Annotated in this window: 22 protein-coding genes; 3 read left to right on the forward strand and 19 right to left on the reverse strand. The window is 67.5% G+C overall.

Features of this window, described 5'->3' with window-relative positions:
- Positions 1-143 precede the first annotated feature (143 nt).
- The gene (locus tag ACNFJ7_RS09165) at positions 144-632 is read left to right on the forward strand and encodes an SMI1/KNR4 family protein (protein WP_019370003.1); all 489 of its coding nucleotides are present in this window, start codon (positions 144-146) and stop codon (positions 630-632) included.
- On the opposite strand, the gene ACNFJ7_RS09170 is transcribed toward ACNFJ7_RS09165, so the two are convergent.
- From ACNFJ7_RS09170 to ACNFJ7_RS09260, 19 genes are all read right to left on the reverse strand, one after another.
- Positions 629-2,011 (reverse strand): helix-turn-helix domain-containing protein, encoded by a 1,383-nt coding sequence (locus tag ACNFJ7_RS09170; RefSeq protein ID WP_019370002.1) that lies wholly within the window; start codon positions 2,009-2,011, stop codon positions 629-631. The two genes, ACNFJ7_RS09165 and ACNFJ7_RS09170, sit on opposite strands and share 4 nt — an antisense overlap.
- A gap of 527 nt (positions 2,012-2,538) precedes the next feature.
- A complete protein-coding gene (locus ACNFJ7_RS09175) occupies positions 2,539-5,361 on the reverse strand; it encodes a DUF3857 domain-containing transglutaminase family protein (RefSeq protein ID WP_082664526.1) in 2,823 nt (940 codons plus the stop codon).
- Positions 5,362-5,436: 75 nt separating this feature from the next.
- On the reverse strand, positions 5,437-7,359 hold the full coding sequence (gene uvrC, locus ACNFJ7_RS09180; RefSeq protein WP_019370000.1) for an excinuclease ABC subunit UvrC: 1,923 nt from the start codon (positions 7,357-7,359) through the stop codon (positions 5,437-5,439).
- A 57-nt stretch (positions 7,360-7,416) separates the two neighbouring features.
- Positions 7,417-8,109 carry a hypothetical protein gene (locus tag ACNFJ7_RS09185; RefSeq protein ID WP_236704558.1) on the reverse strand — a complete coding sequence of 231 codons (693 nt, stop codon included), beginning with the start codon at positions 8,107-8,109 and terminating at the stop codon, positions 7,417-7,419.
- A 158-nt stretch (positions 8,110-8,267) separates the two neighbouring features.
- Positions 8,268-9,140, reverse strand: coding sequence for an MBL fold metallo-hydrolase (locus ACNFJ7_RS09190; RefSeq protein WP_019369998.1), 873 nt, complete (start codon positions 9,138-9,140; stop codon positions 8,268-8,270).
- 117 nt (positions 9,141-9,257) lie between these two features.
- Positions 9,258-10,928: a M56 family metallopeptidase gene (locus tag ACNFJ7_RS09195; RefSeq protein ID WP_419724210.1), complete on the reverse strand. Its 1,671-nt coding sequence runs from the start codon at positions 10,926-10,928 to the stop codon at positions 9,258-9,260.
- Positions 10,925-11,293, reverse strand: coding sequence for a BlaI/MecI/CopY family transcriptional regulator (locus tag ACNFJ7_RS09200; RefSeq protein WP_019369594.1), 369 nt, complete (start codon positions 11,291-11,293; stop codon positions 10,925-10,927). Before ACNFJ7_RS09200 ends, ACNFJ7_RS09195 begins: the two co-directional genes overlap by 4 nt.
- Before the next feature lie 545 nt (positions 11,294-11,838).
- Entirely contained in the window at positions 11,839-12,171 is a 333-nt protein-coding gene (grxD, locus tag ACNFJ7_RS09205) for a Grx4 family monothiol glutaredoxin (RefSeq protein ID WP_019369595.1), read from the reverse strand.
- A 3-nt stretch (positions 12,172-12,174) separates the two neighbouring features.
- Entirely contained in the window at positions 12,175-12,414 is a 240-nt protein-coding gene (locus ACNFJ7_RS09210) for a BolA family protein (RefSeq protein WP_019369596.1), read from the reverse strand.
- A gap of 1 nt (position 12,415) precedes the next feature.
- A complete protein-coding gene (locus ACNFJ7_RS09215) occupies positions 12,416-12,739 on the reverse strand; it encodes a DUF1476 domain-containing protein (protein WP_019369597.1) in 324 nt (107 codons plus the stop codon).
- 93 nt (positions 12,740-12,832) lie between these two features.
- On the reverse strand, positions 12,833-13,180 hold the full coding sequence (locus ACNFJ7_RS09220) for a hypothetical protein (RefSeq protein ID WP_152997774.1): 348 nt from the start codon (positions 13,178-13,180) through the stop codon (positions 12,833-12,835).
- 27 nt (positions 13,181-13,207) lie between these two features.
- A complete protein-coding gene (locus tag ACNFJ7_RS09225; RefSeq protein WP_019369599.1) occupies positions 13,208-14,212 on the reverse strand; it encodes an NADPH:quinone oxidoreductase family protein in 1,005 nt (334 codons plus the stop codon).
- Positions 14,175-14,804, reverse strand: a complete 630-nt coding sequence (gene leuD / locus ACNFJ7_RS09230; protein ID WP_019369600.1) for a 3-isopropylmalate dehydratase small subunit — start codon at positions 14,802-14,804, stop codon at positions 14,175-14,177. Before leuD ends, ACNFJ7_RS09225 begins: the two co-directional genes overlap by 38 nt.
- Before the next feature lie 98 nt (positions 14,805-14,902).
- Positions 14,903-15,043 (reverse strand): hypothetical protein, encoded by a 141-nt coding sequence (locus ACNFJ7_RS09235; protein WP_019369601.1) that lies wholly within the window; start codon positions 15,041-15,043, stop codon positions 14,903-14,905.
- Positions 15,044-15,063: 20 nt separating this feature from the next.
- Positions 15,064-16,506, reverse strand: a complete 1,443-nt coding sequence (leuC, locus tag ACNFJ7_RS09240; protein WP_019369602.1) for a 3-isopropylmalate dehydratase large subunit — start codon at positions 16,504-16,506, stop codon at positions 15,064-15,066.
- Positions 16,507-16,944: 438 nt separating this feature from the next.
- Positions 16,945-17,739, reverse strand: a complete 795-nt coding sequence (locus ACNFJ7_RS09245) for a c-type cytochrome (protein WP_236704433.1) — start codon at positions 17,737-17,739, stop codon at positions 16,945-16,947.
- A 171-nt stretch (positions 17,740-17,910) separates the two neighbouring features.
- Positions 17,911-20,886 (reverse strand): TonB-dependent receptor plug domain-containing protein, encoded by a 2,976-nt coding sequence (locus ACNFJ7_RS09250; protein WP_019369604.1) that lies wholly within the window; start codon positions 20,884-20,886, stop codon positions 17,911-17,913.
- Positions 20,887-21,260: 374 nt separating this feature from the next.
- A complete protein-coding gene (locus ACNFJ7_RS09255; protein ID WP_019369605.1) occupies positions 21,261-22,217 on the reverse strand; it encodes an NAD-dependent epimerase/dehydratase family protein in 957 nt (318 codons plus the stop codon).
- Positions 22,217-23,179: a bile acid:sodium symporter family protein gene (locus tag ACNFJ7_RS09260; protein WP_058805426.1), complete on the reverse strand. Its 963-nt coding sequence runs from the start codon at positions 23,177-23,179 to the stop codon at positions 22,217-22,219. The genes ACNFJ7_RS09255 and ACNFJ7_RS09260 overlap by 1 nt, the downstream gene beginning before the upstream one ends.
- A gap of 244 nt (positions 23,180-23,423) precedes the next feature.
- On the opposite strand from ACNFJ7_RS09260, the gene cobT reads away from it, so the two are divergent.
- Together cobT and ACNFJ7_RS09270 are read left to right on the forward strand one after the other, a co-directional pair.
- Complete coding sequence (gene cobT / locus ACNFJ7_RS09265) at positions 23,424-25,253, forward strand: cobaltochelatase subunit CobT (protein WP_019369607.1); 1,830 nt, start codon at positions 23,424-23,426, stop codon at positions 25,251-25,253.
- Positions 25,254-25,256: 3 nt separating this feature from the next.
- Entirely contained in the window at positions 25,257-25,511 is a 255-nt protein-coding gene (locus ACNFJ7_RS09270; RefSeq protein WP_026009157.1) for a ribbon-helix-helix domain-containing protein, read from the forward strand.
- Position 25,512: the final 1 nt, after the last annotated feature.

The following is a 25,512-nucleotide window of genomic DNA, read 5'->3' on the forward strand; positions in this document are numbered from 1 at the left end:
CGCTCCCACTCGCTCCCCGCCGCCGCGCGTCCGGTCGGGGCCGCCGCAGCCTCGGGCAGCGATGTTGGCGCGGACCGAACGCTACACGATTTTAAGGATCTGTCTGACAAAACTGTCAAGGGCAGCATCACGGGGAGCGGATCATGATCACCGACAACGACGTTTTCAGGAGCCACGGCGCCGTCCCACGGTCGTCATTGGACGCATTCGAGCGTCAATTCGGAATATGCCTCCCAGAAAGCTATAAAAGCCTCATTGCCCGATATAACTGGCTTCAACCGCATAAAAATATTTTTGATTTTGTGGAGGCGAATGGGAAACCGAACGACCTCGACATATCCTTTTATGGCTTCGATTCACAAACTTACCCAGGGTCAAAAACCATCGCTTACTATCAGCCTCCCGATGAAGCCACGCCCGACGACATCATCATATTTGGCTATTGCGGCAATGGTGACTCCGTATTCTTCGATTACCGGCCAGACAAATCCAGTACGAACCCGCCTGTCGGGCTCATGTATCACGATGACTTTCGCGACATTTCCCCGGGCATCTGGGAGAGAACAACCATCAGACTTGCACACGATTTCGACAGCTTCATGTCGATTCTACGAGAGGATAGCGACAATTAATCCCCCGCAAACCCAAATGCCGTAACCCCGCGCTCCCGCTCGTTCCCCGCCGCTGCCCGCCCGGCAGGCGCCGCCGATCGCTGCGGGCAGGCCAGCCGCGTACACGCCCGGCACCCCAGACCGATCGGCGCGGCGCGGCCGGCCAGGTCCACCCCGCGCGCCGCCGCCAGCGTGCCCGCCTCCGCCGCCGGCAGGCCCAGCGCGATCACGAAGCGCGGGCGCACCCCGCCGGGAGCGCCGCCATGCGGATGCACGCAGCGCGCGATGGTGAAGGCGCGCGCGCCGTCCTCCAGCTCGACGAGCTGCACCGCCGTCTCGTCGGTCCGCGCAAAGGCGTCATAGGCGTTCCACAAGGGGCACGGCACCGCCGCCTCGACCAGCGCCGATCCGCTGGCGCCGGCATAGCGTTTCGAGACCTGCCCCGCGCGATCGAACCGCATCAGGAAGAAGCTCAGGCCCCGCGCGCCCACCCGCTGCAGCGTCGTCAGCCGGTGCGCCACCTGCGCGGCGCTCGCGCCGAAGCGCCGCTGGAGCAGCTCCAGGTCATAGCCGCTCGCCTCGCACGCGCGCAGGAAGCGGGCATAGGGCATCGTCACCGCGGCGGCGAAATAGGCGGTGAGGTGGCGGCGGAACAGCCGCGCGGCCACCCGGTCGAGCTCGGCGCCGCGGACCAGCGCCTCGATCTCGTCGCGCGCCTCCACCGCCAGCTGCTCGGCCAGCGCAAAGGCGCGGGCACTTGGATCGAGCGCCTCGGATAGCTGCAATTGGCGCGCATGGAGGTCGAGCCGCTTGAGCGTATCGACCATCACCTCGGCGGGCAGGATGCGCACCGCCAGTTGATGTTTCACCCGCAGCCGCTCGGCCATCGCGCCGTATGGCTCGCCGGCCATGCGCAGTTCGTCGGCCAGCGCCTCGCCGGCGGCGTCGAGATCGGCGAAATGGTTGCGCCAGCGCTCGATCGCGCGGCGGACCTGGGGGCCGGGATCCTGCGCGGCGCCGGGGGCGGGCATGGCGCTGCCGCCGCCCATCCGGTCATAGGCGCGGGCAAAGGCCTCGGCGCCGTCGGGCGCGCCGGCCAGCCATTCCTCGAGCTGGTGGCGATCGATGGCGAGATCGGCGAACAGCGGGTCGGCCAGCCGCCGCCGCAGCGCCTCGGCGCCGCCGCCGGGCTCGGCCGCGGCGAGGCGGCGGGGATCGAAGTCATAGGTCTCGGCCAGCTTGAGCATCAGCGCGGCGGAGATCGGCCGCTGGTTGCGCTCGACCAGGTTGAGATAGCTGGGCGAAATCTCCAGCGCCCCCGCCATCGCCGCCTGGCTCACCCCCAGCTGGAAGCGCAGCCGCCGGATGGCGTGCCCTGCAAAGAGTTTGCGTTCGGCCATGGCGTATGTCGCGCTCCTTCTACATTCCTCCCCCAGCTTCGCTGGGGGAGGGGGACCATTCGCGCAGCGAGTGGTGGAGGGGCCGTGCCGCAGGCGCGGTGGTCCCGATCCAACCCACGCCCGCACTGCCGCTGGCGCGGCGCGGCCCCCTCCCCCTTCCGGGGAGCATTCCCCCGCTTTCCTACAGCGCTTGTTCCTGCTATGTTCCACTTCTGGCGTTGGAAGCAGCATTTGTAAACAACTTTACACGACCACACACAGGAGGCGCAACAGAACCGGCAATCCCCCCGCACAAAGCCGCGAAAAACCGTCGCGGACCTAAACTTCCTAAACTTGGCAGCACAATTCCGGCGATATTGTCCACGACTTCACAACCATCCGCGACGCTCCAGCGCCGCTAAACGCGATTCGCTCCCGGCCTCGGGCCGCGGCGTCGCTGCTCCGGGAGGGTGGGCACGCAAGGCGTCGCCCCGGTGCGCGGCCGGGGGGACAGGTAGCGACATCGGCTTGGTCGTTGGTCGTGTCGTTTAGGGCTTGATGCCGTAGCGGTTGAACTGATCGGCGATCAGCGGATCGATGGTGCGCGCGGCGGAAAGATACAGGTCGGCGGTGGCGGATTTCATCCGCTTGCCGATCACGCCGCGCAGATACAGGCTGCTCGACTGTTCGGGGCTGGCGAGCAGCGCGGCGTCCAGGTCGGTCAGCGCGTCGGCGAAGCGGTTCATGCGGAAATACACCATGGCCCGGCTGTCCAGGATGCCGGCATTGTCCTGGGTCAGTTCGATGCCCTTGGTGCAATCCTTCAGCGCCGCTTCCAGCGCGACGTTGCGGGTGCCGCGGATCCAGCAGCGCTCGTTGAGCAGTTCCGCGTTGCCGGGCGCGGCGACGATGGCTTCGTCGAGCACGGCCAGCGCCGCGTCGACCTTGCCGCTGTCGTCCAGCAGGTCGGCCAGCGTCGTCTGCCAGCCGGGCTTTTCGTCGCCGCCCTGGGCGATCCGCTCGTCGATCAGCGCGCGGCCCTCGTCCAGCGCGCCTTGCCGGGCCTTCAGCTTGGCGACCAGGGCGATGGCCTGGGACTGGTTGGGGTCCAGCGCCAGCGCGGCGTCAGCATCGGCGAGCGCCTTGTCGTCCTGGCCCAGCCGGCGGAAGGCGCCGGCGCGGCGGGCGAGCAGATCGGCGGAGGGCGCCAGTTCGATCGCCTTGTCCAGATCGGCGAGCGCGCCGGCATAGTCGTAGATCCGCTCCAGGAACCAGGCGCGGTTGGTGTAGGAATCGGCATCGTCGGGGTCGGCGGCGATGGCCTTGGCGTAATCGGCCAGGATCGGCGCCAGCCGGTTGGCGGCGCGGGCGGCCTGCACCGCCTGCCAGCGCGGCGGCTGGTCGGGCGGCGCGACGAGCTTGAGCGGGTTGGCCTTCACCCGCGCCACTTCGGCGCGGACGGCGGCGATCCGGTCGGCGGGCACTTCGTCCACCCCGGCGGTGCGGCGATCGTCGAGCGTCAGCACGCCGTCGGCCAGCGCGGCGCTGCGGCCGAGGCGGAGGTTGGCGAGCGTGGCGGGCAGCGTCTGCAGGCCCTCGACGGCATAGCCCTTGCCGTTGTCGGGCAGGCGGATGCGCTTCACCACCCGCACGTCGGCGAAGCCGCCGCGGGCGACGGGGATCGCCTTCCATGCCGCCCGGGCGCGGTTGGGGGAGAAGTCGAGGTTGGTGCTGGTCCAGTCGAGCGGCAGGCGCTGGCGGCCGCGGTCCAGGCCCCAGTCGGGATAGGTGATGCCGCTGGCGGTGATCGTCACCGTGCCGGCCTTGGCGTCCTCCTCCAGCGCCCGGTCGAAGCTGCTGTTGGCGCCGAGCACGCTGTTGATCTGCGGGGTGACGAGCTCCTTCAGCTTCTCGCCGTCGATCTGCCCGCGCACGCCGCGCAGCTGCTCGGCCAGGCTGCCCGAATAGGTGGCGCGGAAGGTAAAGCGGGCCGGGAAGTCGATGCCGGCCGTGTTGTCCAGCGTGACGGCGATGTCCTGTGCCGGGCGTGCCGGCGGGCGGAGCGCCATCGGCTCCAGCGTCGCCCCCTCTGGCCGCAGCGGCAGGGCGGTGACGAAGGGCGGCACGTCGTCCAGGTCGGCCAGCCGGCTGCCGCCCTGGGTGCCGTCCAGCCACAGCGTCTTGCCGTCGATGGTGGCGCGGACGATGACATGGTCGAACGCCGCCGGCGAAGGCAGGCGTGCCTGGACCAGGTCGCTCATCTGCACGCTCACCACCGCCGGCTCGGCCTGGATGCCCATCTGGCGCAGCATGGCGAGCAGCAGCAGCGTCTTGGCCTTGCAGTCGCCATAGCGCAGCGACCAGGTGTCCGCCGGCTTCTGCGGCACGTAGTTGCCGGTGTCCATGCCGCGGAACAGGTAGCGCACCTGGTCCTGCACCAGCTGCAGCGCCATCGCTGCTCGCACCCGGGCATCGCCGCTCGCCGCGACGATCCGGGCGACTTCGCCGGCCAGCGGGCTGCCGGGGGCGATCGCGCCCTCGGTGACGTAATAGCGAGCCATGCCCTTGGACACCGCTGCCCAATCGGCATAGGTGCTCGCTTCCAGCAGCGGCATCGGCTTGAACCGCGGCGGCGCGTCCTCGGGCACTTCGGGCGGCTTGGCGGTCGGCAGCGCGAAGACGAGCTCGCGGTACCCGCCGGGCAGGGTCGTCGGCGCAACGGGGGCCGCCCCCGCGCCGCTCGCCACCGCGCCGGCGGCGTAGCTGCGCCACTGCAGCGGCACGTCGTCCTTCCACAGCAGCCGTGTCCGGCCGAACCCCAGCTTGGCCGGCGGCGGCAGGAGCTGGGCGATGGTCACCATCTGCCCTGCCAGCGTCGGATCCTTGCGGGTGATCGAAAACGCCACGTCCACCACGTCGCCGACGCGCAGTCCCTCCAGCGCCACCGTCGCGGTCAGCGTGCCGTCGAGTGCGAACTGCTCCAGCTTCTGTTCCCGCTGCAGCACCGTGAAGCGCGCGCCCTTGGTCAGCAGGTCGATCCGCTCGCCGCCGCGAAGGATCTGCATCTTGTGGATGATCAGGTCACCCTTGCTGGGATCCCACTGCAGCGGCAGCGTGCCGGCCTGGGTCAGCATCTGCGGCGACGCCATGCGCATGGCGGTTTCCAGATAGGTCCAGACCTGGCCGCCCTCCAGCCGATGCTGCTGGTCGAACACCTGCATCACCGGCGCATTGTCGCCCAGCTTCGCGGCGTCGATGGCCGGCGCGGGCGCCACCCATGCGGGCGCCGCCTGGTACAGAACCTTGTCCCCCGCCTGCGCCTCTCCCGCTGCAACAACCCCGGCAACCACCCACGCACAACGCCGCAACATGCAATTCCCCCACAACTCCGCCGCAAGAGTAGCAAGTCGTTACGCCGGCTCAATCGAAATTCAACGGCGGCCGGGCTAGCGCGAGTGGTAGAAGTCGTACACCTGCTGCGCCACCGCAGCGGATACACCAGGCGCCTTCTGCAGATCCACCAGGCTCGCGTTGCGCACCGCCCGCGCCGTGCCGAAATGCATCAGCAGCGCCTTCTTCCGCGCCGGGCCGATGCCGGGCACTTCGTCGAGCGGGCTCGCGCCGATCGCCTTCGCGCGCTTGTCGCGATGCGCGCCGATGACGAAGCGGTGGACCTCGTCGCGCAGCCGCTGGAGGTAGAACAAGAGCGGCGCGTTGACCGGCAGCATCCGCTCGCTGCCGTCCATCAGGTGAAACACCTCGCGCCCGTCGCGGCCATGGTGCGGCCCCTTGGCGACGCCTACCATGCAGACATCCTCGATGCCCAAATCCTCGAGCACCGCCTTGGCGGCATTGAGCTGGCCGCGGCCGCCGTCGAGCAGCACCAGGTCCGGCCAGTCGCCCTGGCTGCGATCGGGGTCCTCATCCTGCGCGCGGGCGAAGCGGCGGCTGAGCACCTCGCGCATCATCCCGTAATCGTCGCCGGCGATCGTCTCGGGGCGCTTGATGTTGAACTTGCGATACTGGCTCTTGCGGAAGCCCTCGGGCCCCGCGACGATCATCGCGCCCACCGCATTGGTGCCTTGGATATGGCTGTTGTCGTAGACCTCGATGCGGTTGGGCGGCTCGGGCAGGTCGAACAGGTCGGCCATTTCGCGGAGCAGCCGCGCCTGGGTCGTGCTTTCGGCCAACCGGCGGTCCAACGCTTCCTCGGCATTGCGCTTGGCCTGGTCGAGCAGCCGCCGCCGTGCACCGCGCTGGGGCATGGAAAGCGCGACCTTGTGCCCGGCGCGCTCGCCCATCGCCTCGGCCAGCAGTTCGGCCTCGGGCAGGTCGCGGTCGACGAAGACGTTCCGTGCGGGGGGCACTTCCTCGTAGAACTGCATCAGGAAGGCGGCGAGCACCTCGTCCTCGGGCACCTCTTGGGTATGCGTCGGGAAAAAGCTGCGATGGCCCCAATTCTGGCCGCCGCGGATGAAGAACGCTTCGATGCCGATCACCCCGGACTTACACGCCAGCGCGAAGATGTCGGCATCTCCCACACCCTCGGCGTTGATCGCCTGGCTGCCCTGAATGAAGGTGAGCGCCTTCAGCCGATCGCGCAGGATCGCCGCCAGTTCGAAGTCGAGATTCTCTGCCGCCGCCTGCATCTGCTCGCCCAGCTTAGCCTGAACCTTGGTCGACTTGCCCTGCAGGAAGTCGCGCGCGTCGCTGACGAGTTCGGCATAGCCCGCCTCGTCGATCCGGCCGACGCAGGGCGCCGAGCAGCGGCGGATCTGGTAGAGCAGGCACGGCCGGTCGCGGCTGGCGAAAAAGCCGTCGGTGCAGCTGCGCAGCAGGAACAGCTTCTGCAGCGCGTTCAGCGTCTTGCGCACCTGGCCGGCGCCGGCGAACGGCCCGAAATAGTCACCTTTGAACCGTCGCGCACCGCGATGGAGCTGGACGCGCGCAAAGTCGTGATCCTGCCGCAGCAGGATGAACGGGAACGATTTATCGTCGCGCAGGAGGACGTTGTAGGGTGGCCGGTAGCGCTTGATCAACTGCGCCTCGAGCAGCAGCGCCTCGGCCTCGTTGTTGGTTGTGACGATCGTCATCGATCGCGTTTGCGCCACCATGCGCTGCAGCCGCTTCGACAGCCGGTTGACCTGCGTATAATTAGTCACTCGGTTCTTCAGCGCGCGGGCCTTGCCGACATAGAGCACGTCGCCGCGCGCATCCTGCATGCGATAGACCCCCGGACGAATGGGCAGCGTGCTCAGCACGTTACGGATCGCGGCGACACCCGCCTCGATGTCGGGTGCCTCGGCGCCGCGCACCGCGTACGTCGCCTTTTCCTCGTTGAACCGCTCGGGAGACTGGGGATCGTTCATCCCCGCCGATGTAGGCGCGCAGCCCCCGGCTTGCCAACCAAGCCGATGCGATGCGGCTCAGCCCAGCGGCGGAAAGGCGAGCGGCGCCACGCTGGCACCTGGCGAGCCCGCCGTCGCCGCCGCATACAAGGCAGAGCCGATCGGCGACCAGGTGACGCAATCGATCACCAGCTCCACGCCCAGCATCACACCCACGCCGAGCAGCCAGGCAGGATGCACCCGCCCGCTGCGCCGCGCGTCCCAGATCGCACCCGCCAGCGGGAAGAGCAGCGTCGCCGCGAACACCACGTGATAGGCCCACGGAATCAGCGGTGGGATGCCGATCAGCCGCCCCCAGCCCGGTCCGGTCAGCAACGCCATGCCGCAGGTCTGCAGCCGCCAGTGCCAATCGGTGCGCTTGCGGTTGCGCACCGCCAGCAGCACCAGCAGCGCCGAACCCAGGATCGCCATCGGATCGAAGGCCAGGAAATGCTGCGGCTGGAACATCGGCGGCACTCGCCCCGCCCGCACCATTCGCACGGTGACGGCGGTACCCAGCACGATCATCGACACGAGCCAGAACGGCGCGATCCAGCCCAGCCGCCGATGCAGTCCGTTCGATCCCAGCAAGGCGGTGGACGATTGAAGAAGGTAAAACGCCACCCACCCCATGAAAACGATCGCATGAAGATGCACGATCGGTGGCGCGCTGAAGCTGGAAAAGCCCATCGCGATCGCCGCACTGAATCCCAAGACAATCGTCGCCGTCATCGCGACGGCAAGAACAAACGCCTGACGTGCTTCGCCGACAAACCGCGGCGCGCTTTGTGCAATCGTGCCCATCTCATCCCCCCCGGGAAGTTGATGGCGTCAGTCTAGCTCGATTTTAAGAAAAGGACTACCGGTTTCGGCGAGGCGATCTTGCGCCGCTACGCCGCAAGGCCCCAGACATCTCCGATCGAGACGACGCGCCCGCGCGTTTCCAGATCGAGCAGGTGCGCAAGCACCGAACGGCCCGCCGCGCCGTGGAGCCGCGGATCCAGGCCGACATACATCCGCTCCACCATGTCCGGCACATCGCCGATCCCCTGCGCCAGCAGCCGAAGGATCTGGCCCTCGCGCTGCCTGCGATGTCCGGCAAGGCCGCGTACGAAACGGTGCGGGTTCTCGATTGGATCGCCATGCGCCGGATAGTAAACGCGGTCCTGCGCACGCCCCATCAGCCGATCCAGGCTGGCCATATAGGCGGCCATGTTGCCGTCCGGCGGCGCGACCACCGTCGTCGACCAGCCCATCACATGATCGCCGGTGAACAGCGCGCCGCTTTCCTCCAGCGCGAAACAGAGATGGTTCGATGTATGCCCCGGCGTCGCCACCGCGGTCAGCGTCCAGCCCTTGCCGGACAGCTGCTCGCCATCGGCCAGCACGCGGTCGGGCGCATAGCCGGTGTCGAACGCGGCATCGGCGCGCGGCCCGCCATCGTCCAGCGCCAGGGGCGCGCATCCGATGATCGGCGCCCCCGTCGCGGCCTTCAGCGCAGGCGCGGCCGGGCTGTGATCACGGTGCGTGTGGGTGCACAGGATCGCCCGCACCGGCCGCCCGTCCACCGCCGCCAGCAGCGCGGAGAGATGGTCGGCATCGTCGGGGCCGGGATCGATCACCGCCACATCGGCGGTGCCGACCAGATAGGTCTGGGTGCCGGTGCTGGTATAGGGCGAGGGATTGCCGGCGAGCACCCGCGTCACCAGCGGTTCGAGCGCGATCGCGAGGCCGGTGGGCGCGGTTTCGGTCATGCCCCGCATTTGGGCATTCCACGCCGAAGGGCAAGGCAATCGGAGCGGGACCGGCCCCGAAGGAGGTGGGCCGGCCCCGCCGAGAACGTCGCCGCGGGGCAAAAATGCGGCGACGCGCTACGCGTGTCAGTCGTCGCTGCTGTCCTTGGCGTTGTCCCGCAGTTCGGCGAGCGCCTGGTCGATCTCCGACAGCGCCTCGGCCCGTTGCGCATCGCTCAGATTCTGCTGCGCTTCGATGGTGCGGCGGGCATGCTGCAGGCTCATCAGCGCGCTGTGCATCGCCATATCCTTGTTCAGCGATGCCATTTTCTGCGCATGCACCGTCATGGAAGCGATGCGGTCGCTGCAGATGATGGTGACTTTCTTGGTGCCTTCGGTGCGGTGCTCGACGGTGGAGCCATCGCCCTTGCCGCACTTGCCGTCGCGGATCTCGGGGATGCGCATCCGCAGCTCTGCCATGTCGGGAAGGTTGACTTCCCGCCGCTGGCCGTCGCGCTGAACATAGATGATCTTCTTGATCTGCTTGCCGTCCCTGGTCTCGCTGATGCGATAGACCTGGCGATGCCCCTCTGCCGCCGGAGGGGCGGGTGGCGCGGGCGGGGCGGGCATTGCCGGCCCGGCTGGGGCCGCCGGCGCATCGGGCGCGGCCGGCGCGCCGCGCGGTGCCGGGGCCGCCGGTACAGCTGGCGTCGCGGGAGCAGCCGGCGCGGCGGGTGCGACCGGCGGCACCGGCGGTACCGGCACATCCTGCGCCGCCATCGCCGCGTCCACCGTGTCGCGGATGCGCTCGGCGGCCTGGGTGCCCGAAGCGGTGAGCGCCAGCGCGGCTAGGGAAACGGTGGTGATCCCGGCCAGCCCCGCGCCGATGCGGGTGGGGGAAAGCTTCCGGTGGATCGAGAGCATGCGTAATCTCCCTTTGACGTCGTTTATGGTGTGGAGGTGACAAGCCGCCGAGACCGCGCCCCCATGCGCGGACTTGACGATCGCACGGCCATAGGCATGGCGCAGTGCCTGGGCGCGGCCGGCGAGCACCAGTGCATCGCAGGCCATTTCCTGGTCGGCACGAAAGGCGCGGAACGCCCGCCATGCGACCGGATTGAACCAATGGGCGGCCAGCACGATCAGCGCGGCCCAGTTGGCTATCAGATCGCCGCGCAGATGGTGGCCAAGCTCGTGCGCAAGCGCGAGATCGCGTTCGACCTCGTCATAGCGCTCGGAAAAGTCGCGCGGAAACGCGACGTACTTGCGGAAGATGCCGAAGGCGAGCGGCCCATGCGCGGCATCGGTCTCGATCACGCGCACTCGCCCCTGCGCGACGGTACGGTCCACCCGTGCCCGCGACAGCAGGTGTCGGCAGAAGCGGCGATGCGCGATCAGGTGATAGGTGACGAACAGCAACGCGCCGATCGCCCACAGTCCCAGGAGCAGCAGGACGATGCTCGGCCCGCCCGGTGCCTGGGTCGGCGCGACCAACGCGGCCGGCACATGCTGGCCCGCCGCGCTCAGGTCGATCTCCAGCACCGCGCCCTGATCGATCGTCGACGGCAGCACGGCGGGATTCATGACCCCCATCACCACGCCCGGGCCTTCCTCTGCCGAGCGGGTCAGCGGCGCGAGCCACTGGCTGAGTTGCCATTGCCCCGGCAATGGCGGCAGCAGCATCCGTACCGCGGGCAGCACCCACAGGGCATACGCGATTTGGAGGCCGAATGCCTTGCGCACCGGCGCCCGCAGGACCAGCACGAGCAGCATCAGCAGCGTGCTCGCCAGCAGCGTTTCGATCCACCAGCCGATCATTGCTTCAGCTCCTTCAACAGGGCCTCGATTTCGGCGATGTCTTGATCGGTGATGCCGTCGCGCTCGGCGAGATGGGCCACCAGCGGCGTCAACCGGCCGCCGAACAGCCGGTCGATCAGTTTGCGCGACTCCCCTACCACATAATCGCCCCGCGCGACGAGCGGGCGGTAGCGATAGCGCCGCCCGTCCTCCTCGTGCCCGATCACGTTCTTTGCGAGCAGTCGCCCGAGCAGCGTCTTGACCGTGTTGGCGCTCCAGCCGCGATCGGCGGGCACCCGCTCGGTCACTTCCTGTGCGGTAAGCGGCGATTCCTCCCACAGAACCTCCATCACCGCATGTTCGGCTTCACTGATTCGCTCGGTCATGACACCCTCACTGACTACACCTGTAATCGCTCCGATTACGTCTGTAGTCAATGCGCTGAATATGGGATGAACCGGATATCGGACCGGCAAACCGTCGGGGAAATCTACAGTCTCGTGGCGCAGTTGACGGCGCTTCACCATCAGCCCTGCGGAACGCCGTGCATTGTGGAAACTGGCACGCAACCTGCAAAATGGAGGGCACCCGGAGCATTCCCCAAAAATGCTCCAGCGCCCCCCAAAGACGCTTCCGGGCGGGTCGATGGTTTACCGGCATGGCCATCGACCCGCCCGCACCGGGACCGGGTAGCCCCTCCGCCCACACTGGCCATCCTCATCAATGCCCGACGGCGCTCCCCGCATCCCATCGTCATCCCCGCGAAGGCGGGGATCCATTGTCGGAGGCTCGCGGCTCTTTCGGCATCGTCCCGGCAAATGGATTCCCGCCTTCGCGGGAATGACGACCATGTTGTGGAGAGCCTCCCCAAACGAAAAGGGCCCCCGCCGCCGGCGAGAGCCCTTCCCTATTCTCGTACGAAGGTCGCGCCTCAGGCCGAAGCCGCGACGCCCTTATCGGCCATCAGCTGGGTCAGCTCGCCGCTTTCGTACATTTCCATCATGATGTCCGAACCGCCGACGAACTCGCCCTTCACATAGAGCTGGGGAATGGTCGGCCAGTCGGAAAAGGTCTTGATGCCCTGGCGGATGCCCTGGTCCTGCAGCACGTCGACGCTCTCGAACTCGACGCCGAGATGGTTGAGGATTGCGATCGCGCGGCTGGAGAAACCGCACTGCGGGAACAGCGGGCTGCCCTTCATGAACAGCAGCACGTCGTTGTTGTCGACCAGCTGCTGGATGCGGGCCTGGGTATCGTCCGTCATTGCTTACTCCTCGGCTGGCGCTTCGGTGGTCAGTTGGAGCGCGTGCAGCACGCCGCCCATCCGCCCGCCCAGCGCAGCATATACTGCCTGATGCTGCCGCACGCGCGGCATGCCCCGGAACATGGGGGCGACGACGCGCGCTGCATAGTGGTCGCCATCGCCGGCCAGATCGGTGATCTCGATTCTGGCATCGGGGATGCCGGCGCGGATCAGCGCCTCGATCTCGGCAGCGGCCATCGGCATGTTACTTGGATTCCATCAGCTGGCGACGCGCCTCGACGGTCTGCTCCTCGATCGCGCGGCGCACGGTGGCCTCGTCGATCTCGGCACCGGCAGCCAGCATGTCGCCCACCAGCTTGCGGATCACGTCCTCGTCGCCGGCTTCCTCGAAATCGGCCTGCACGACGGCCTTGGCATAGGCGTCGGTCTCTTCGGCGGTCAGGCCCATCTTGGCGGCGGCCCACTGGCCGAGCAGCTTGTTGCGGCGCGCGGTGATGCGGAACGCCATATCCTCGTCGCGAACATACTTCGCCTCGAACGCGCGTTCGCGATCGTCGAAAGTGCTCATTACATGCCCCTTACCTAAACTCGTGTCCGAGATAGGGGGACGGGGCGGCGCTGGCAACGGGGGAGGTTCCGGATGGCGGGCGGCGGCGCCCCCTCAACCCGCCGGCTTGCTCAACATCTTCTCGTAGCACTCAATCGCACGCTGCAGCGCCAGCTTCTTTCGCTTCAATGCTACCCGGCGATAATATGCAATTCCACCCAGCATAACCCCGAAGAAAATGAAGCGAGCCGCGCCGTCGCCATCATGAAAATTATTGTAATAAAATCCACCAGCCACCAAAGCCATCAGCACCGCAAGCCAGGTAGCCCAAGTCTTAAAGCTCTCCACTGCCCAGCTCACATGCGGTTCCGGTCGCCCACTGCGAGGATCGGTAACATGGTCATGAAACCCAATCATACTCGCCCATTCCACTGGCTCGTCGTGGAAACAAATATCACGCATGCAATTAGCCACTTACAAGGCCTTCCGCTACGTCACGGCCACCCGCACCACAACCTTCCCGATCACCGCCCGCGCCGCCATCTTGGCGATCGCCGTTCCACCCTCCGCGAAAGGAAACACCTCCGTCACCCGCGGCGCGATCTTGCCTTCGCTCCACAGCCGGAACAGCGTCTCGACATGCGCGCGGTTGGCTTCCGGATCGCGCGCAGCGAAGGCGCCCCAGAACACGCCGCACACGTCGCAGCTCTTGAGCAAGGTCAGGTTGAGCGGCAGCTTGGGGATGCCTGCCGGGAACCCCACCACCAGATAGCGCCCCTCCCAGCCGATCGCGCGCAGCGCCGGCTCCGCATAGTCGCCGCCTACGGGGTCGTAGATCACGTCCGCGCCCTTGGGGCCGACCGCCGCCTTGAACGCCTCGGCCAGCGCCTTCGACGCTTCCTTGTCGAGCGGCCCGCGCGGATAGACCAGGGTCGCATCCGCCCCCGCCGCCCGCGCGGCCTCGGCCTTTTCCTCGGAGGAGACCGCCGCCACCACCGTCGCGCCGAACGCCTTGCCCAGCTCGATCGCCGCGAGCCCGACGCCGCCCGCCGCGCCCAGCACCAGCAGCGTCTGGCCCGCCGTCAGCCTGCCCCGATCGAGCAGCGCATGGATCGTCGTCGCATAGGTGAGCAGCAGCGCCGCGCCTTCCTCGAAGCTGCGGCCCTCCGGCAGGCGATAGAGCTGCGCCGGGCTCAGCACCAGCTTCTCGGCCAGACCGCCATGGCCCGGCACCGCGATCACCCGGTCGCCCGGCGCCCAGTCGGTGACGCCCTCGCCCACCGCTTCCACCACGCCGGCGATCTCGCCGCCCGGCGCGAACGGCCGGGGCGGCTTGAACTGGTACTTGTCCTCGATGATCAGCACGTCGGGATAGTTGATCGCGCAGGCCTGCACCGCGACCAGAACCTGGCCCTTGCCCGCAACGGGATCGGGCAGCTCTTCAAGGCTTAGAGTATCAGGTCCGCCCGACGCCTTCGACAGCAACGCCTTCATGTCCGCCTCCTACAGCGATCCACGGGCGTTCGTGCGCAACCGCGGATTCGAATTTCGAAATCGCGGTATCTTGTGCCAGCGTCATGCCGATCTCGTCCAGCCCCTGCATCAGGCAGTCGCGGCGGAACGGGTCGAGTTCGAAGGCGAAGCGGTCCTGGAAGTCGGTCGTGACGGTCATCGTCTCCAGGTCGACGGTGATCTCGTTGGCGGTGGCCACCTGCACCAGCCGGTCGATCGCCTCCTGCGGCAGCACCACGGTGACGATGCCGTTCTTGAAGGCGTTGCCCGAGAAGATGTCCGAGAAGCTCGGCGCGATCACCGCCTTGATGCCCATATCGGCCAGCGCCCAGGCGGCATGTTCGCGGCTGGAGCCGCAGCCGAAATTCTCGCCCGCCACCAGGATCGGCGCACCCGCATAGCGCGGATCGTCGAACAGATTGCCCGGCTCCGCGCGCACGCTTTCGAACGCGCCCTTGCCCAGCCCCTCGCGCGTCGTGGTCTTCAGCCAGTGCGCGGGGATGATGATATCCGTATCGATGTTCTTGGCGCCCCAGGGATAGGCGCGGCCCGAAACCTGCTGGATTGGCTCCATCAGCGGCGCTCCGCCGACACAGTGTTCAGATGCATGGACACAGCTTTCCTAACGAATGGCCGCCGGCCATCCCAATTGACCAGCAATCGGCCGGCCGCTCAGCGCGGCGCGACGACCACCCGCTCAAGCGCCGGCACGGTCTTGATCGGTGTCTCCGGCCGCGGATACGCACCCGCATAGGCAGCGGCGACTCCGCTAAGCACCGTTCCGGCAATCAATGCGACGAGCGCCTTCTGCACGGCGTATCTCCCCTTATCAGTTACGCGTTGTTCGCCATTAACTCGCGAACGTCCGTCAGGTGCCCGGTCACCGCCGCCGCTGCCGCCATGGCGGGCGAAACGAGGTGGGTTCGAGCTCCCGGCCCCTGCCGCCCTACGAAATTGCGGTTGGAAGTGGAAGCACAGCGTTCGCCCGGCGGTACCTTGTCCGGATTCATCGCCAGGCACATCGAACAGCCCGGCTCGCGCCACTGGAAGCCCGCCTCCAGGAAGATGCGGTCGAGCCCCTCTTCCTCGGCCTGCCGCTTCACCAGCCCAGAGCCCGGCACGATCAGCGCCTGGCGAATGCGATCGGCGACCTTGCGGCCCTGCACCACTGCCGCGGCTGCGCGCAGATCCTCGATGCGGCTGTTGGTGCACGATCCGATGAAGATGTGCTCCACCGGAATGTCCTGCATCGCCGTGCCCGGCGTAAGACCCATATAGTCGAGCGAGCGCTGCGCCGCTGCGCGCTTGGACGGATCCTCGAAGCTCTGCGGATCGGGTACGAGCCCGGTGATCGGCACCACGTCCTCGGGGCTCGTCCCCCAGGTGAGCGACGGCGAGATATCCGCCGCGTCCAGCGTCACGACAGCGTCATAGCGCGCGCCCTTGTCGGTCGGCAGCGTCTTCCAATAGGCGACGGCGCGGTCCCATGCCTCGCCGGTCGGGGCCATCGGGCGGCCCTTCAGATAGTCGAAGGTCTTCTGGTCCGGCGCGATCAGCCCCGAACGCGCGCCACCCTCGATTGACATGTTGGAGATGGTGAGCCGCCCCTCGATCGAAAGGTCGCGGATCACCCCGCCGGTGAACTCGATGACATAGCCGGTGCCGCCGGCCGCGCCGATCTTGCCGATGATCGCCAGCACCACGTCCTTGGCGCTGACTCCGTAGCCGAGCGTGCCGTCGACGCGGACTTCCATGGTCTTGGATTGCTTGAGCAGCAGCGTCTGCGTGGCGAGCACATGCTCGACCTCGCTGGTGCCGATGCCGAAGGCCAGCGCGCCCAGCGCACCATGCGCCGAGGTGTGGCTGTCGCCGCACACCAGCGTCGTGCCTGGCAGCGTAAAGCCCTGCTCGGGACCGACGACATGGACGATCCCCTGCCGCGCATCGAGCGCGTCGATATAGGGCACCCCGAACTCGGCGACATTGCCGCGCAGCGCCGAGAGCTGGCCCGCGCTGGCCGGATCGGCGATCGGCAGCGGAGCTCCGGCGGCATCAACGCGCGGGGTGGTCGGCAGGTTGTGGTCTGGCACCGCGAGGGTAAGGTCGGGGCGGCGCACCTTGCGATCGGCCGCGCGAAGGCCGGCAAAGGCCTGCGGGCTGGTGACTTCGTGGACGAGGTGCCGATCGATATAGATCAGGCAGGTGCCATCGTCCCGGCGCTCGACGACATGGTCGGCCCAGATCTTCTCGTACAGGGTGCGCGGTTCACTCGACATGCGCGCGCTTTAATCGAATCGTGCGCGGATGCAAGCTTTGGGGACATTTTCTGCCGCACCCTATCCTCCCCCGCCAAGGGGAGGTGGGCCGCACAGCGGCTCGGAGGGGGAGGAACCACGCCGGCCGCAGACTGGCGGCTTCCGCCCAGTTGCGGACCTTCGCGCAACTGCTCATCCTCGCTGCTATACAACGTCAGGAGGAGAAGAAGGGGATGGCCGCACTTCGGCAGGTTATCGGCGGGGCGGGTTTGATCTGTGGCGCAATATTTGCTGCATCTTATTGGAAACTCATTCACATCAGCCCAGCGCTAGAAAACGGTTTTATGGTCTGCTTCTGTGCGACGCTCTTTGCCCTGAACGTTGTTGAGCTGTGGGTTGATAGAAAAGCGCGCACTCGAAAGCGTAACGGACGGCAGCTAGCCACCCACTTCCAGCCGATCACTCCGGCAGCATCTCACGTAGATAGCGCTGCACCGCCTCCACCTCGTCCGGGCGGAGTGCGTGGAGGTTTTCCTTCACGATCGTGCCCATGAAGCCGACATCGCGGCCGCCGGCCCCAACGCCGTCGTGCAGCAGCCGACGGAACTCGGCCGGTGCATAGGAGGCGGCCATTGGCGCGAGCGGCGGCACCGGCTTGCCGTCGTGCGCGCGCGGCTCGGTGAGCGCATGGCATTCGGAGCATAGCACCTGCGTCAGGTACCGGCCCGGATCGGCCGGCCGCTTCGCCACGCCGTGCGGGTCCGCCACCAGGCTCGGGCGGGTCTTCCCGGTCAGGATCTTCCAGCGGCCGACAGGGCCGAACCAGGTGCTAGCCTGCACGTCGTCCGGCGCGGGCTTGAGGCTGCGGATCCAGGCGATGATCCGGCCGACATCGTCATCGGCAAGGTACGTCATCGACCAGGCGGGCATGATGAACAGCGTCCGCCCCTCCTTCGTCACGCCCTGGCGGATCAGCCGGGCGAGTTCGGCGTCGGAATAGCGCGCGGCGCTGCGGGCGATCGGCGGCGGGGCGACCTGGCCCTCGCGCCAGTCGACCGGCGTCCACACCGCGCCCCTGCCGTCGCCATGGCAGCTCTTGCAGCCGGTGAGCGTCGCCAGCCGCGATCCCTCTGCCAGCGCCGCGGCATCGTGCGGCACCGCGATCGGGGTGAGCGGCACGGCATGGCTGCGGCGGAGCACCCATTCGGAGGCGCCGACCAGCCCGCCCACGCCCAGCACGACGAGCGTTGCCACGCCCAACCCCAACCGCGCCCCTATATGCATCTTCATCCACCCACAGACGATCGGGCACAGCTATGCCAGAGCACCGCGGGCGCCGCCAAGCGCGTGGCGGCGGGCCATTGCGTTCATAGCCGGTCCTTTGATGGGCAGCGGAGGTGGCACCCCCACCTCCGCTGCCAATCCTCAGAACTTGAACCGCACGCCGGCCCGGTACACCCGGCCGATCTGGTCGTAGAGTGCCGGATTGTTGAAGATGGTCGAGCGCGCCGGATCGCGATCGAACAGATTGTCGACCTTGCCGTACAGCGTCACGCCCTTCACCACGTCGAACGTCGCGCCGATGTCGAGATAGAAGGCGCCGGGGATATAGTTGTTGTCGATCGTCGGCCGCGTCGCGGTGGAGGCGGGGCAACCGCTCTGGCATACGACATATTGGTTGCCGATCGTGCCCGCGCTGAACCAGCGCTCCTGCACCAGCAGCGAGAAGCGGCCGGAATCATAGGTCTGCACCGCCAGCCACTTCCAGTTCGGCGTCGCGCCCAGATTGTTGCCGGCATTCTCGACGGGCACCGTGCCCGGCAGGCCGGTATCGGTGATGTTGTTGATCACATGCGTCGCCAATGCGCGCACGGTCAGGTTGCCGGGCAGCCCCAGCGGCCGCTGCCAGCGATAACTCGCCTCGATGTCGAACCCTTCGGTGCGGATCGACGCCAGGTTGAAGGCCTGGACGTTGATGAAGTTCGGCCCGGCGGTATTGCTCAGGTTGAACGCGCCGCACGTCTCCGGCAGCACTTGCAGGAAGCACAGGTTGACGATGTCGGTCGCCGCCAGGCTCGAGATCACTTCGTTGATCTTGATCTTGTACCAGTCGAACGACAGGCTCAGCCCCGGCGCCCATCGCGGATTGGCAAGGGTGATGCCGGCGGTGGTGTTGCGCGCGATTTCGGGGCGAAGCGCGGTGTTCCCGATCGCGTTCTGGATCACCAGCACGTTCGTGTTGTTGAACGGATCGAAGAAGTTCGGCAGCGTCGTTGTCACCGGCGCGGCGAACAGTTCGGAAAGGTTGGGCGCACGCACGTCGCGCGAGGTGACGCCGCGGATGCGGAAACCGTCGATCGGCAGGTCCCAGGTGCCGCCGATCTTCCACGCCCAAACGGTGCCCGACGTGCTGTAGTCGGTCACCCGCACCGCGCCGTTCAGATTGGCGCGGCCCAGCGCTTCGGAGCGCAGGAAGGGCAGGTTCGCCTCGAAAAATGCTTCCTTGACGCTATAGGCGCCCTGGCCGTTCTTGTAGTTGCCGGCATACCAGTTGTTGCCGGTGGCCAGCAGCACCGGATCGGCCGGATAGTCGCCGCCTGGCGCGGTCGCGTCGAAGCCGGCGCCATAGGGGTCGGCGCGAACCTTGTAATATTCGTGGCGATATTCGCCGCCGAACGCGATGGACAGCGGCCCGGCCCACAGATCGACCGGCGAGCCCGAGATGTTGATGCTCGCCACGTCCTGGGTCTGGCGGGTGCGCTGATACGGCCCGGCCTCGGGCATGATATAGGCGAGCGCCGCCGCCGATGGGTTGCCGCCGATGATGTTGAGCGGCTGACAGCCATTGGCCCGCGCCGTGGCATCGCGGCAGACGATCGCGCCGTTCAGTGTGGTCGCGTCGATCGCCTGATTGAAGCGGCGGGAGAGCAGGATATTGTTGACGTCGATGTCGGTGTAGTTGGTGCCGTGCTCGCCATAGATGTCGTAGGTCCAGGGCGTGCCGGCGACCTCGATCTTGCCCTTGCCGCCCAGCACGAAGCGATATTGCCGGCGATTGGTATAGACGCGCGTGTTGCCCAGCGCCGCGTTGCTGGTGCCGAACTGGAAGCTGGTGATGCCCGCTGCGGCACAGGCATTCTGCACCAGTGCGGGGACAAACGGGTTGGCGCATTGCAGTGTCAGCCCGGGCCGGTTCTGCCCGTTCACCGGCTGGTTGTTGGTCTTCACCTGGCCGATGTTGAAGGTGAAATAGAGCTCGTTGTCCGGTGCGACGTCGAAGCCGACCCGGCCATAGCTGTTGACCCGCTGGATCGCCGATTTGAGCGAGCGGCCGGCATCGACATTGCCCGAAAGGTCGCCGCCCAGGCAGAAGCCGGGATAGCAGCCGCTGATCGTGCCCGCCGCGTTGCGCGCCGGCACGCCGTTCGATCCGTACTGGAACTGGAAGGGCTGCCCGCTCTGGTCGAAGGCAATGCCCTGCAGCGGGCCGGCCGTGATCAGGCCATATTTGGTGAAGGTGGTCGACTGGGCGTAATCGCGCACCAGAAACTGCGGCATGCCGTCGTTGCGAACGCCGCGGTCGATCAAGGTGCGCTGGGTGAACCAGTCGCGGCCATTGGCCAGCCCGATGCCGAACTCGCCGCCGCCGATGCCCTCTTCCTTGCTATACTCGGCGCTGCCGACCAGGTGCAGCCGGTCGCCCAGCGCGCTGGTGCCCGCCGCCAGCTGGATCAGTCCCGTGGCGTCGTCGCCATAGGTGGTCACGCCGCCCTGGACGTTGCCGCGAATGCCCTTGAAGCGAGTGTCGGTGATGAAGTTCACCACGCCGCCCACCGCGTCCGAGCCGTAGGACGCCGATGCGCCGCCATTGACGATGTCCACGCGCTGGATCAGCAGCTGCGGGAACAGGCTCACATCGGGCACGCCGGTAACGTTCGCGCCCACCACCCGCTGGCTGTCGAGCAGCGTCAGCGTGCGGATCGTACCCAGGCCGCGCAGCGAAAAGGAGCTCAGCCCCTGCTGCCCGCTGGACGTGCTGAAGGTGTTGACTTGCGTGCCGCTCGAACCCTGCAGAGACGGCAGCTGGGCGATCGTGGTGAACACGTTGGGCTGGGCATTCGCGGCAATCTGCTCGTCGCCCAGCACCGTGGTGGGCGTCGGCGCGGTGAAGCCGCTTACCGCGATGCGCGATCCGGTGACGACGATTTCGGTCGCTTGCGCATCGGAAACGTTGGTCCGTGCCTGCGCTGGCGCTTCATCCGCCGCCTGGGGGAGCGGCGCGGGCGCGGGTGCCGTCTGCGCCAGCGCCGGCAGCGGCGCGAAGCTCAGCCCCGCGGCAATGATCCGGGTGGAAGTCGAGCGCAGCCAGGCGCGGCGGCGATCCCGTTTATTGTCGAACATCCTCTACCTCCCTTTGTCGGGTTCCGATGGGTCGCGGACCTGGAAGGGATAGCGGCAGCGGACGGCAATGACGGCGGCGGTGCGCAAGCTCCGGCGCCAAGGCGCAGTCGTTCGTCTCGCGGTGCAGCAATGCACCACGCCTGCCGATCAGATCCTCCCCAGCCTACCCTATTACTTCGTCTTTATAGTCGCGCACTCACACCGCCCGGCGCGAGTTGATCGCCCCAGCGACAAACCTCGACCGCACGATGTTTACGTTAACATCGCCACGCTATTGTTGACTGCCTTCCGAGTCAATAGTCCGTGTAGATCAAGTTGGCCGTTCCAAGAGCTTCAGCGCGCCAGGCGTCGATATGCACGAACTTGGCGCGCGTTCAGCGCGCGGGCTCCTTGGGCGAGACATAGGCGGGATCGTGCGCGAACGGCAGCGGCGCGCCGTCGCGCAGCGCCGCCAGTACCGCCGCGAAGTCGGTCTCGCAGCGAAAGCCCAGCACGCGCTCGGCGCGCTCCGCATCATAGACCCGGCCGATGCTCGTCGGCAGCGTCCAGTTCCGCGCGGCATAAAGCGCCGCCGCATCCGGAAACGCCCGCGCGATCACCCCCGCCGCATCGCGCTTCAGTTCGGCGCAATCCCCTCGCGCGAACGGCGTCGGGGCGGAGATCACGAACACGCCGTGCCCCACCGCCGGCGCCCGCTCCAGCGCCACCAGATGGGCCCGCGCCGCATCCTCCACGGTCAGCCGGCGATGCAGGAACTCGTTTGCCTTCAGATTCTCGCCCGAAGGCGTGCGATGCGTATCGTCGTCCTCCGGGAAGAAGCGGCTGGTGCGCAGCACGATCGTCGCCAACCCCTGCTCCAGCCATGCGATCCGGCACAGCCCTTCGGCGGCGAGCTTGGTCACGCCATAGATGTTCCGGGGCTCGATCGGGCCGCTCGTCTCGTCCAGCCACACCGCCGCGTCGCCCGCCTCGTCGCGGATCGCCTGGGAAATCATCAGCGAGGTGGTCGAGGTGAAGACGAACCGGTCATGCCCCGCCGCGACGGCGCATTCTATCAGGTTCAGCGTGCCGGTGACGTTCACCTCTACGAAGGTCTGCGCCGAATACCGCGCGATGTCCGGCTTGTGCAGCCCGCCGGCATGGATCACCGCCTCGATACCGCGTTCGGCGAACACCCGCTCCAGCAGCGCCCGATCGGCGACCGAACCGAGTACGTCGGTATCCACGCCCGGAGCGACATCCAGCCCGGTCACGGCATGGCCCGACTCGCGCAGCACCGGCGCCAGGAAGCGCCCCAGCCAGCCTGACGATCCGGTGAGCAGCACCCGCATCACGGCCGCTCCGCATAGCGACGCGCCAGCACCGCGCAGACGAACAGCTGGAGCTGGTGGAAGATCATCAGCGGCAGCACGATAAGGCTCACCGCGCCGCCGGGGAAAAGGATCGTCGCCATCGGGATGCCGCTCGCCATGCTCTTCTTCGATCCGCAGAAGACGATGGCGATCTCGTCCTCCTTGGCGAAGCCCAGCCTGCGGCTGCCGACCATCGTCGCCGTGATGGCGATGGCCAGGATCACGGCGTTGAACGCCAGCACCAGCACGAGGTCCGCCGGCGATACCTGCGTCCACACCCCCGCGACCATGCCTTCACTGAACGCGGCATAGACGACGAGCAGGATCGATCCGCGGTCGACCGCCATCGTCAGCACCCGGTGCCTGAGGATGAAGCCGCCGATCAGCGGCCGCGCCGCCTGCCCCGCCGCGAAGGGCAGCAGGATCTGCATCGCGATCGACTCGATCGACGAAAGCGAAAAGCCCGCCCCGCTCCCGCTCGGCAGCAGCAGCGCTACCAGCAACGGCGTGATCAGCACCCCGATCAGGTTGGACAGCGAGGCACTGCACAGCGCCGCCGGCACGTTGCCGCGGGCGATCGAGGTGAACGCGATCGACGATTGCACCGTCGACGGCAGCAGGCACAGGAACAGCAACCCGGTGGCGATCCCGCCCGGCAGCAGCGGACCGGCCAGCGCGAAGGCCCCCAGGCCGATCAGCGGGAACAGCAGGAAGGTGCTGAACAGCACGCTAAGCTGCAGCCGCCAGTTGGCCAGCCCCGCCCAGATCGCCGACGGCGCCAGCCGCGCGCCATAGAGAAAGAACAGCAGCGCCACCGCGATCGTCACCGCCTGGTCGGCCACGGTCGCCCAGCCGCCCTGCGCCGGCACCAGCGCAGCAATGCCGACCGTGGCGATCAGCAGCAGCAGATAGGGATCGATCCAGCGCCGAAGGGCAGCCATGCGGAACCTCGCAACAGGAAAAACCGCCCCGCCCATGGTCGCCGCCGCGCGGTCGCGCAAGCGCTCAGGCGGCGTCGGGCACTTGCGCCGCGTGCAGGTCTCCGCCGCGCGCCGCCCGATCGCTGCGCCGCCGCACCAACCGGTTCAGGAACAGCAGCTCCGAAAGGAGGACCGTTCGGTCGCCCGCTCCACAGGATCCCTCGGCCTTTCTTGACTTTGCGCGGGCCGGGCGCATGTGGAAGGGATGGCGCAGGATTCTCCCCTCGATCGCTTCCGGGACGTGCTCGCGGGGACCGCGCGTGCGCTCTCCGGCACTGCCGAACTCGAATTCGGTTTCACCGCCGATGCTCCGTTCCAGAGCGGCAAGACGGTGAAGGTGCCGATGCCCTCGCGCACGCTGCCGCCGGAGCAGGTGGCGGAAGCCCGCGGCTTCGCCGACGGCTTTGCGCTGCGGATGCGCCTGCACGACGGTGCGCTGCACGCGCGCACCGCCCCGCACGAACCCGTCGCCCGCGCCGTGTACGACGCAATCGAGACCGCTCGGGTCGAAGCGCTGGGGTCGCGCGGCTATGCCGGCATTGCCGATAATCTGGAACAGGCGCTCGCCATGCGCCTGCGCTCCGATCCGATCGGCCGCGCCCGCACGCGCGACGAAGTGCCGCTGTCCACCGCGGTCGGTCTGATGGTGCGCGAACGGCTCACCGAGCGGGAGTCGCCGTCGAGCGCGGCGCTCGGCCTGGCGCTGGTGCGCGAGTGGATCGAGGAGCGGGCCGGTGCCGATCTCGATGCGTTGTCGCTCGCGATCGACGATCAGCGCGCCTTTGCCGACCTTGCTTCCAAGCTGCTTCAGGATCTCGAGCTGACCGAAGGCGAGATGGTCCCCGACGAAGCCGATGAAGGCGGTGGCGAGGAGGAAGGCCAGGAAGAGCAGCAGGAACAGGGCGACGAGGAAGGCGAATCCCAGCAGCAGCAGGGTGAGGGCCAGACCGAGGCGCGCGGCGAACAGCGCGAAAGCGATCAGGGCGAGGAAGGCGACCAGCAGCAACAGTCCGATGCGATGGACGATGGCGACGGCGAGCCGGGGGACGATGGCGACGAAGGCATGATGCCGGTCCGCCCGAACCGTCCGTGGAGCGATCTGCCGCCCAGCTTCGAATATCGCGCCTTCACCACCCAGTTCGACGAAGTGGTGGCCGCCACCGATCTGTGCGACACCGACGAGCTGGAACGCCTGCGCTCCTATCTCGATCAGCAGCTCGTCCACCTTCAGGGCGCCGTCACCAAGCTCGCGAACCGGCTCCAGCGCCGGCTGATGGCGCAGCAGAACCGCAGCTGGGATTTCGATCAGGACGAAGGCCTTCTCGACGCCGCCCGGCTGGCGCGCGTGGTGGTCAATCCGATGCAGTCGCTCAGCTACAAGGTCGAGCGCGATACCGAGTTCAAGGACACGGTGGTGACGCTGCTGATCGACAATAGCGGCTCGATGCGCGGCCGCCCGATTTCGATCGCCGCGATCAGCGCCGACATCCTTGCCCGCACGCTGGAGCGCGTCGGCGTGAAGACCGAGATCCTCGGTTTCACCACGCGTGCCTGGAAGGGCGGGCAATCGCGCGAGCGCTGGCTGGCCGAAGGGCGCGTCGCCCAGCCCGGCCGCCTCAACGATCTGCGCCACATCGTCTACAAGCAGGCCGACGAGCCCTGGCGGCGCGCCAAGAAGTCGCTCGGCCTGATGATGCGCGAAGGGCTGCTCAAGGAAAATATCGACGGCGAGGCGCTGCTCTGGGCACATAGCCGGATGATCGCGCGGCCCGAGGATCGCAAGATCCTGATGGTGATCTCCGACGGCGCGCCGGTCGACGACTCCACGCTTTCGGTAAATTCGGGCTCGTATCTGGAACGCCATCTGCGCCAGGTGATCGGCTGGATCGAGGCGCGCTCGCCGGTGGAGCTGGTCGCGATCGGCATCGGCCATGACGTGACCCGCTATTACAGCCGCGCCGTGACGATCATGGACGCGGAGCAGCTCGCCGGCACCATGGTCGAACAGCTCGCCGCGCTGTTCGACAGCGAATAATTTATGGCGGGGCCGGAGATCGTGCCTCCGCCCGGGGGCTTTCACGGGCCGGTGAAGCGGTCGATCACCATCGCCGGCCACCCCACTTCGATCAGCCTCGAGCCGATCTTCTGGGCGGCGCTGGAGGCCGCAGCGGGCAAAGCCTCTCTACCGCTCAGCGCGCTGGTCGCGGCGATCGATCATGCCCGCATCGGCGCCGAGGATCCGCCCAACCTCGCCAGCGCTATCCGTACCTGGCTCATGGCGCAGCGCAGCTGAA

The sequence above is a fragment of the Sphingomonas sp. HT-1 genome, from assembly GCF_048568905.1.
In the GTDB taxonomy this organism is placed as follows: Bacteria; Pseudomonadota; Alphaproteobacteria; order Sphingomonadales; family Sphingomonadaceae; genus Sphingomonas.

Bases quoted from the DNA above. Each gene is read 5' to 3' on its own strand.
- ACNFJ7_RS09215 (WP_019369597.1), bottom strand. From the start codon at position 12,739: ATGAGCACTTTCGACGATCGCGAACGCGCGTTCGAGGCGAAGTATGTT.
- leuD (WP_019369600.1), bottom strand. From the start codon at position 14,804: ATGGAGCCAATCCAGCAGGTTTCGGGCCGCGCCTATCCCTGGGGCGCC.
- cobT (WP_019369607.1), top strand. From the start codon at position 23,424: ATGGCGCAGGATTCTCCCCTCGATCGCTTCCGGGACGTGCTCGCGGGG.
- ACNFJ7_RS09225 (WP_019369599.1), bottom strand. From the start codon at position 14,212: ATGAAGGCGTTGCTGTCGAAGGCGTCGGGCGGACCTGATACTCTAAGC.
- ACNFJ7_RS09270 (WP_026009157.1), top strand. From the start codon at position 25,257: ATGGCGGGGCCGGAGATCGTGCCTCCGCCCGGGGGCTTTCACGGGCCG.
- leuC (WP_019369602.1), bottom strand. From the start codon at position 16,506: ATGTCGAGTGAACCGCGCACCCTGTACGAGAAGATCTGGGCCGACCAT.
- ACNFJ7_RS09200 (WP_019369594.1), bottom strand. From the start codon at position 11,293: ATGACCGAGCGAATCAGTGAAGCCGAACATGCGGTGATGGAGGTTCTG.
- ACNFJ7_RS09175 (WP_082664526.1), bottom strand. From the start codon at position 5,361: ATGTTGCGGCGTTGTGCGTGGGTGGTTGCCGGGGTTGTTGCAGCGGGA.
- ACNFJ7_RS09255 (WP_019369605.1), bottom strand. From the start codon at position 22,217: ATGCGGGTGCTGCTCACCGGATCGTCAGGCTGGCTGGGGCGCTTCCTG.
- uvrC (WP_019370000.1), bottom strand. From the start codon at position 7,359: ATGAACGATCCCCAGTCTCCCGAGCGGTTCAACGAGGAAAAGGCGACG.
- ACNFJ7_RS09250 (WP_019369604.1), bottom strand. From the start codon at position 20,886: ATGTTCGACAATAAACGGGATCGCCGCCGCGCCTGGCTGCGCTCGACT.
- ACNFJ7_RS09170 (WP_019370002.1), bottom strand. From the start codon at position 2,011: ATGGCCGAACGCAAACTCTTTGCAGGGCACGCCATCCGGCGGCTGCGC.
- ACNFJ7_RS09260 (WP_058805426.1), bottom strand. From the start codon at position 23,179: ATGGCTGCCCTTCGGCGCTGGATCGATCCCTATCTGCTGCTGCTGATC.
- ACNFJ7_RS09195 (WP_419724210.1), bottom strand. From the start codon at position 10,928: ATGATCGGCTGGTGGATCGAAACGCTGCTGGCGAGCACGCTGCTGATG.
- ACNFJ7_RS09165 (WP_019370003.1), top strand. From the start codon at position 144: ATGATCACCGACAACGACGTTTTCAGGAGCCACGGCGCCGTCCCACGG.
- ACNFJ7_RS09210 (WP_019369596.1), bottom strand. From the start codon at position 12,414: ATGCCGATGGCCGCTGCCGAGATCGAGGCGCTGATCCGCGCCGGCATC.
- grxD (WP_019369595.1), bottom strand. From the start codon at position 12,171: ATGACGGACGATACCCAGGCCCGCATCCAGCAGCTGGTCGACAACAAC.
- ACNFJ7_RS09190 (WP_019369998.1), bottom strand. From the start codon at position 9,140: ATGCGGGGCATGACCGAAACCGCGCCCACCGGCCTCGCGATCGCGCTC.
- ACNFJ7_RS09185 (WP_236704558.1), bottom strand. From the start codon at position 8,109: ATGACGGCGACGATTGTCTTGGGATTCAGTGCGGCGATCGCGATGGGC.
- ACNFJ7_RS09220 (WP_152997774.1), bottom strand. From the start codon at position 13,180: ATGCGTGATATTTGTTTCCACGACGAGCCAGTGGAATGGGCGAGTATG.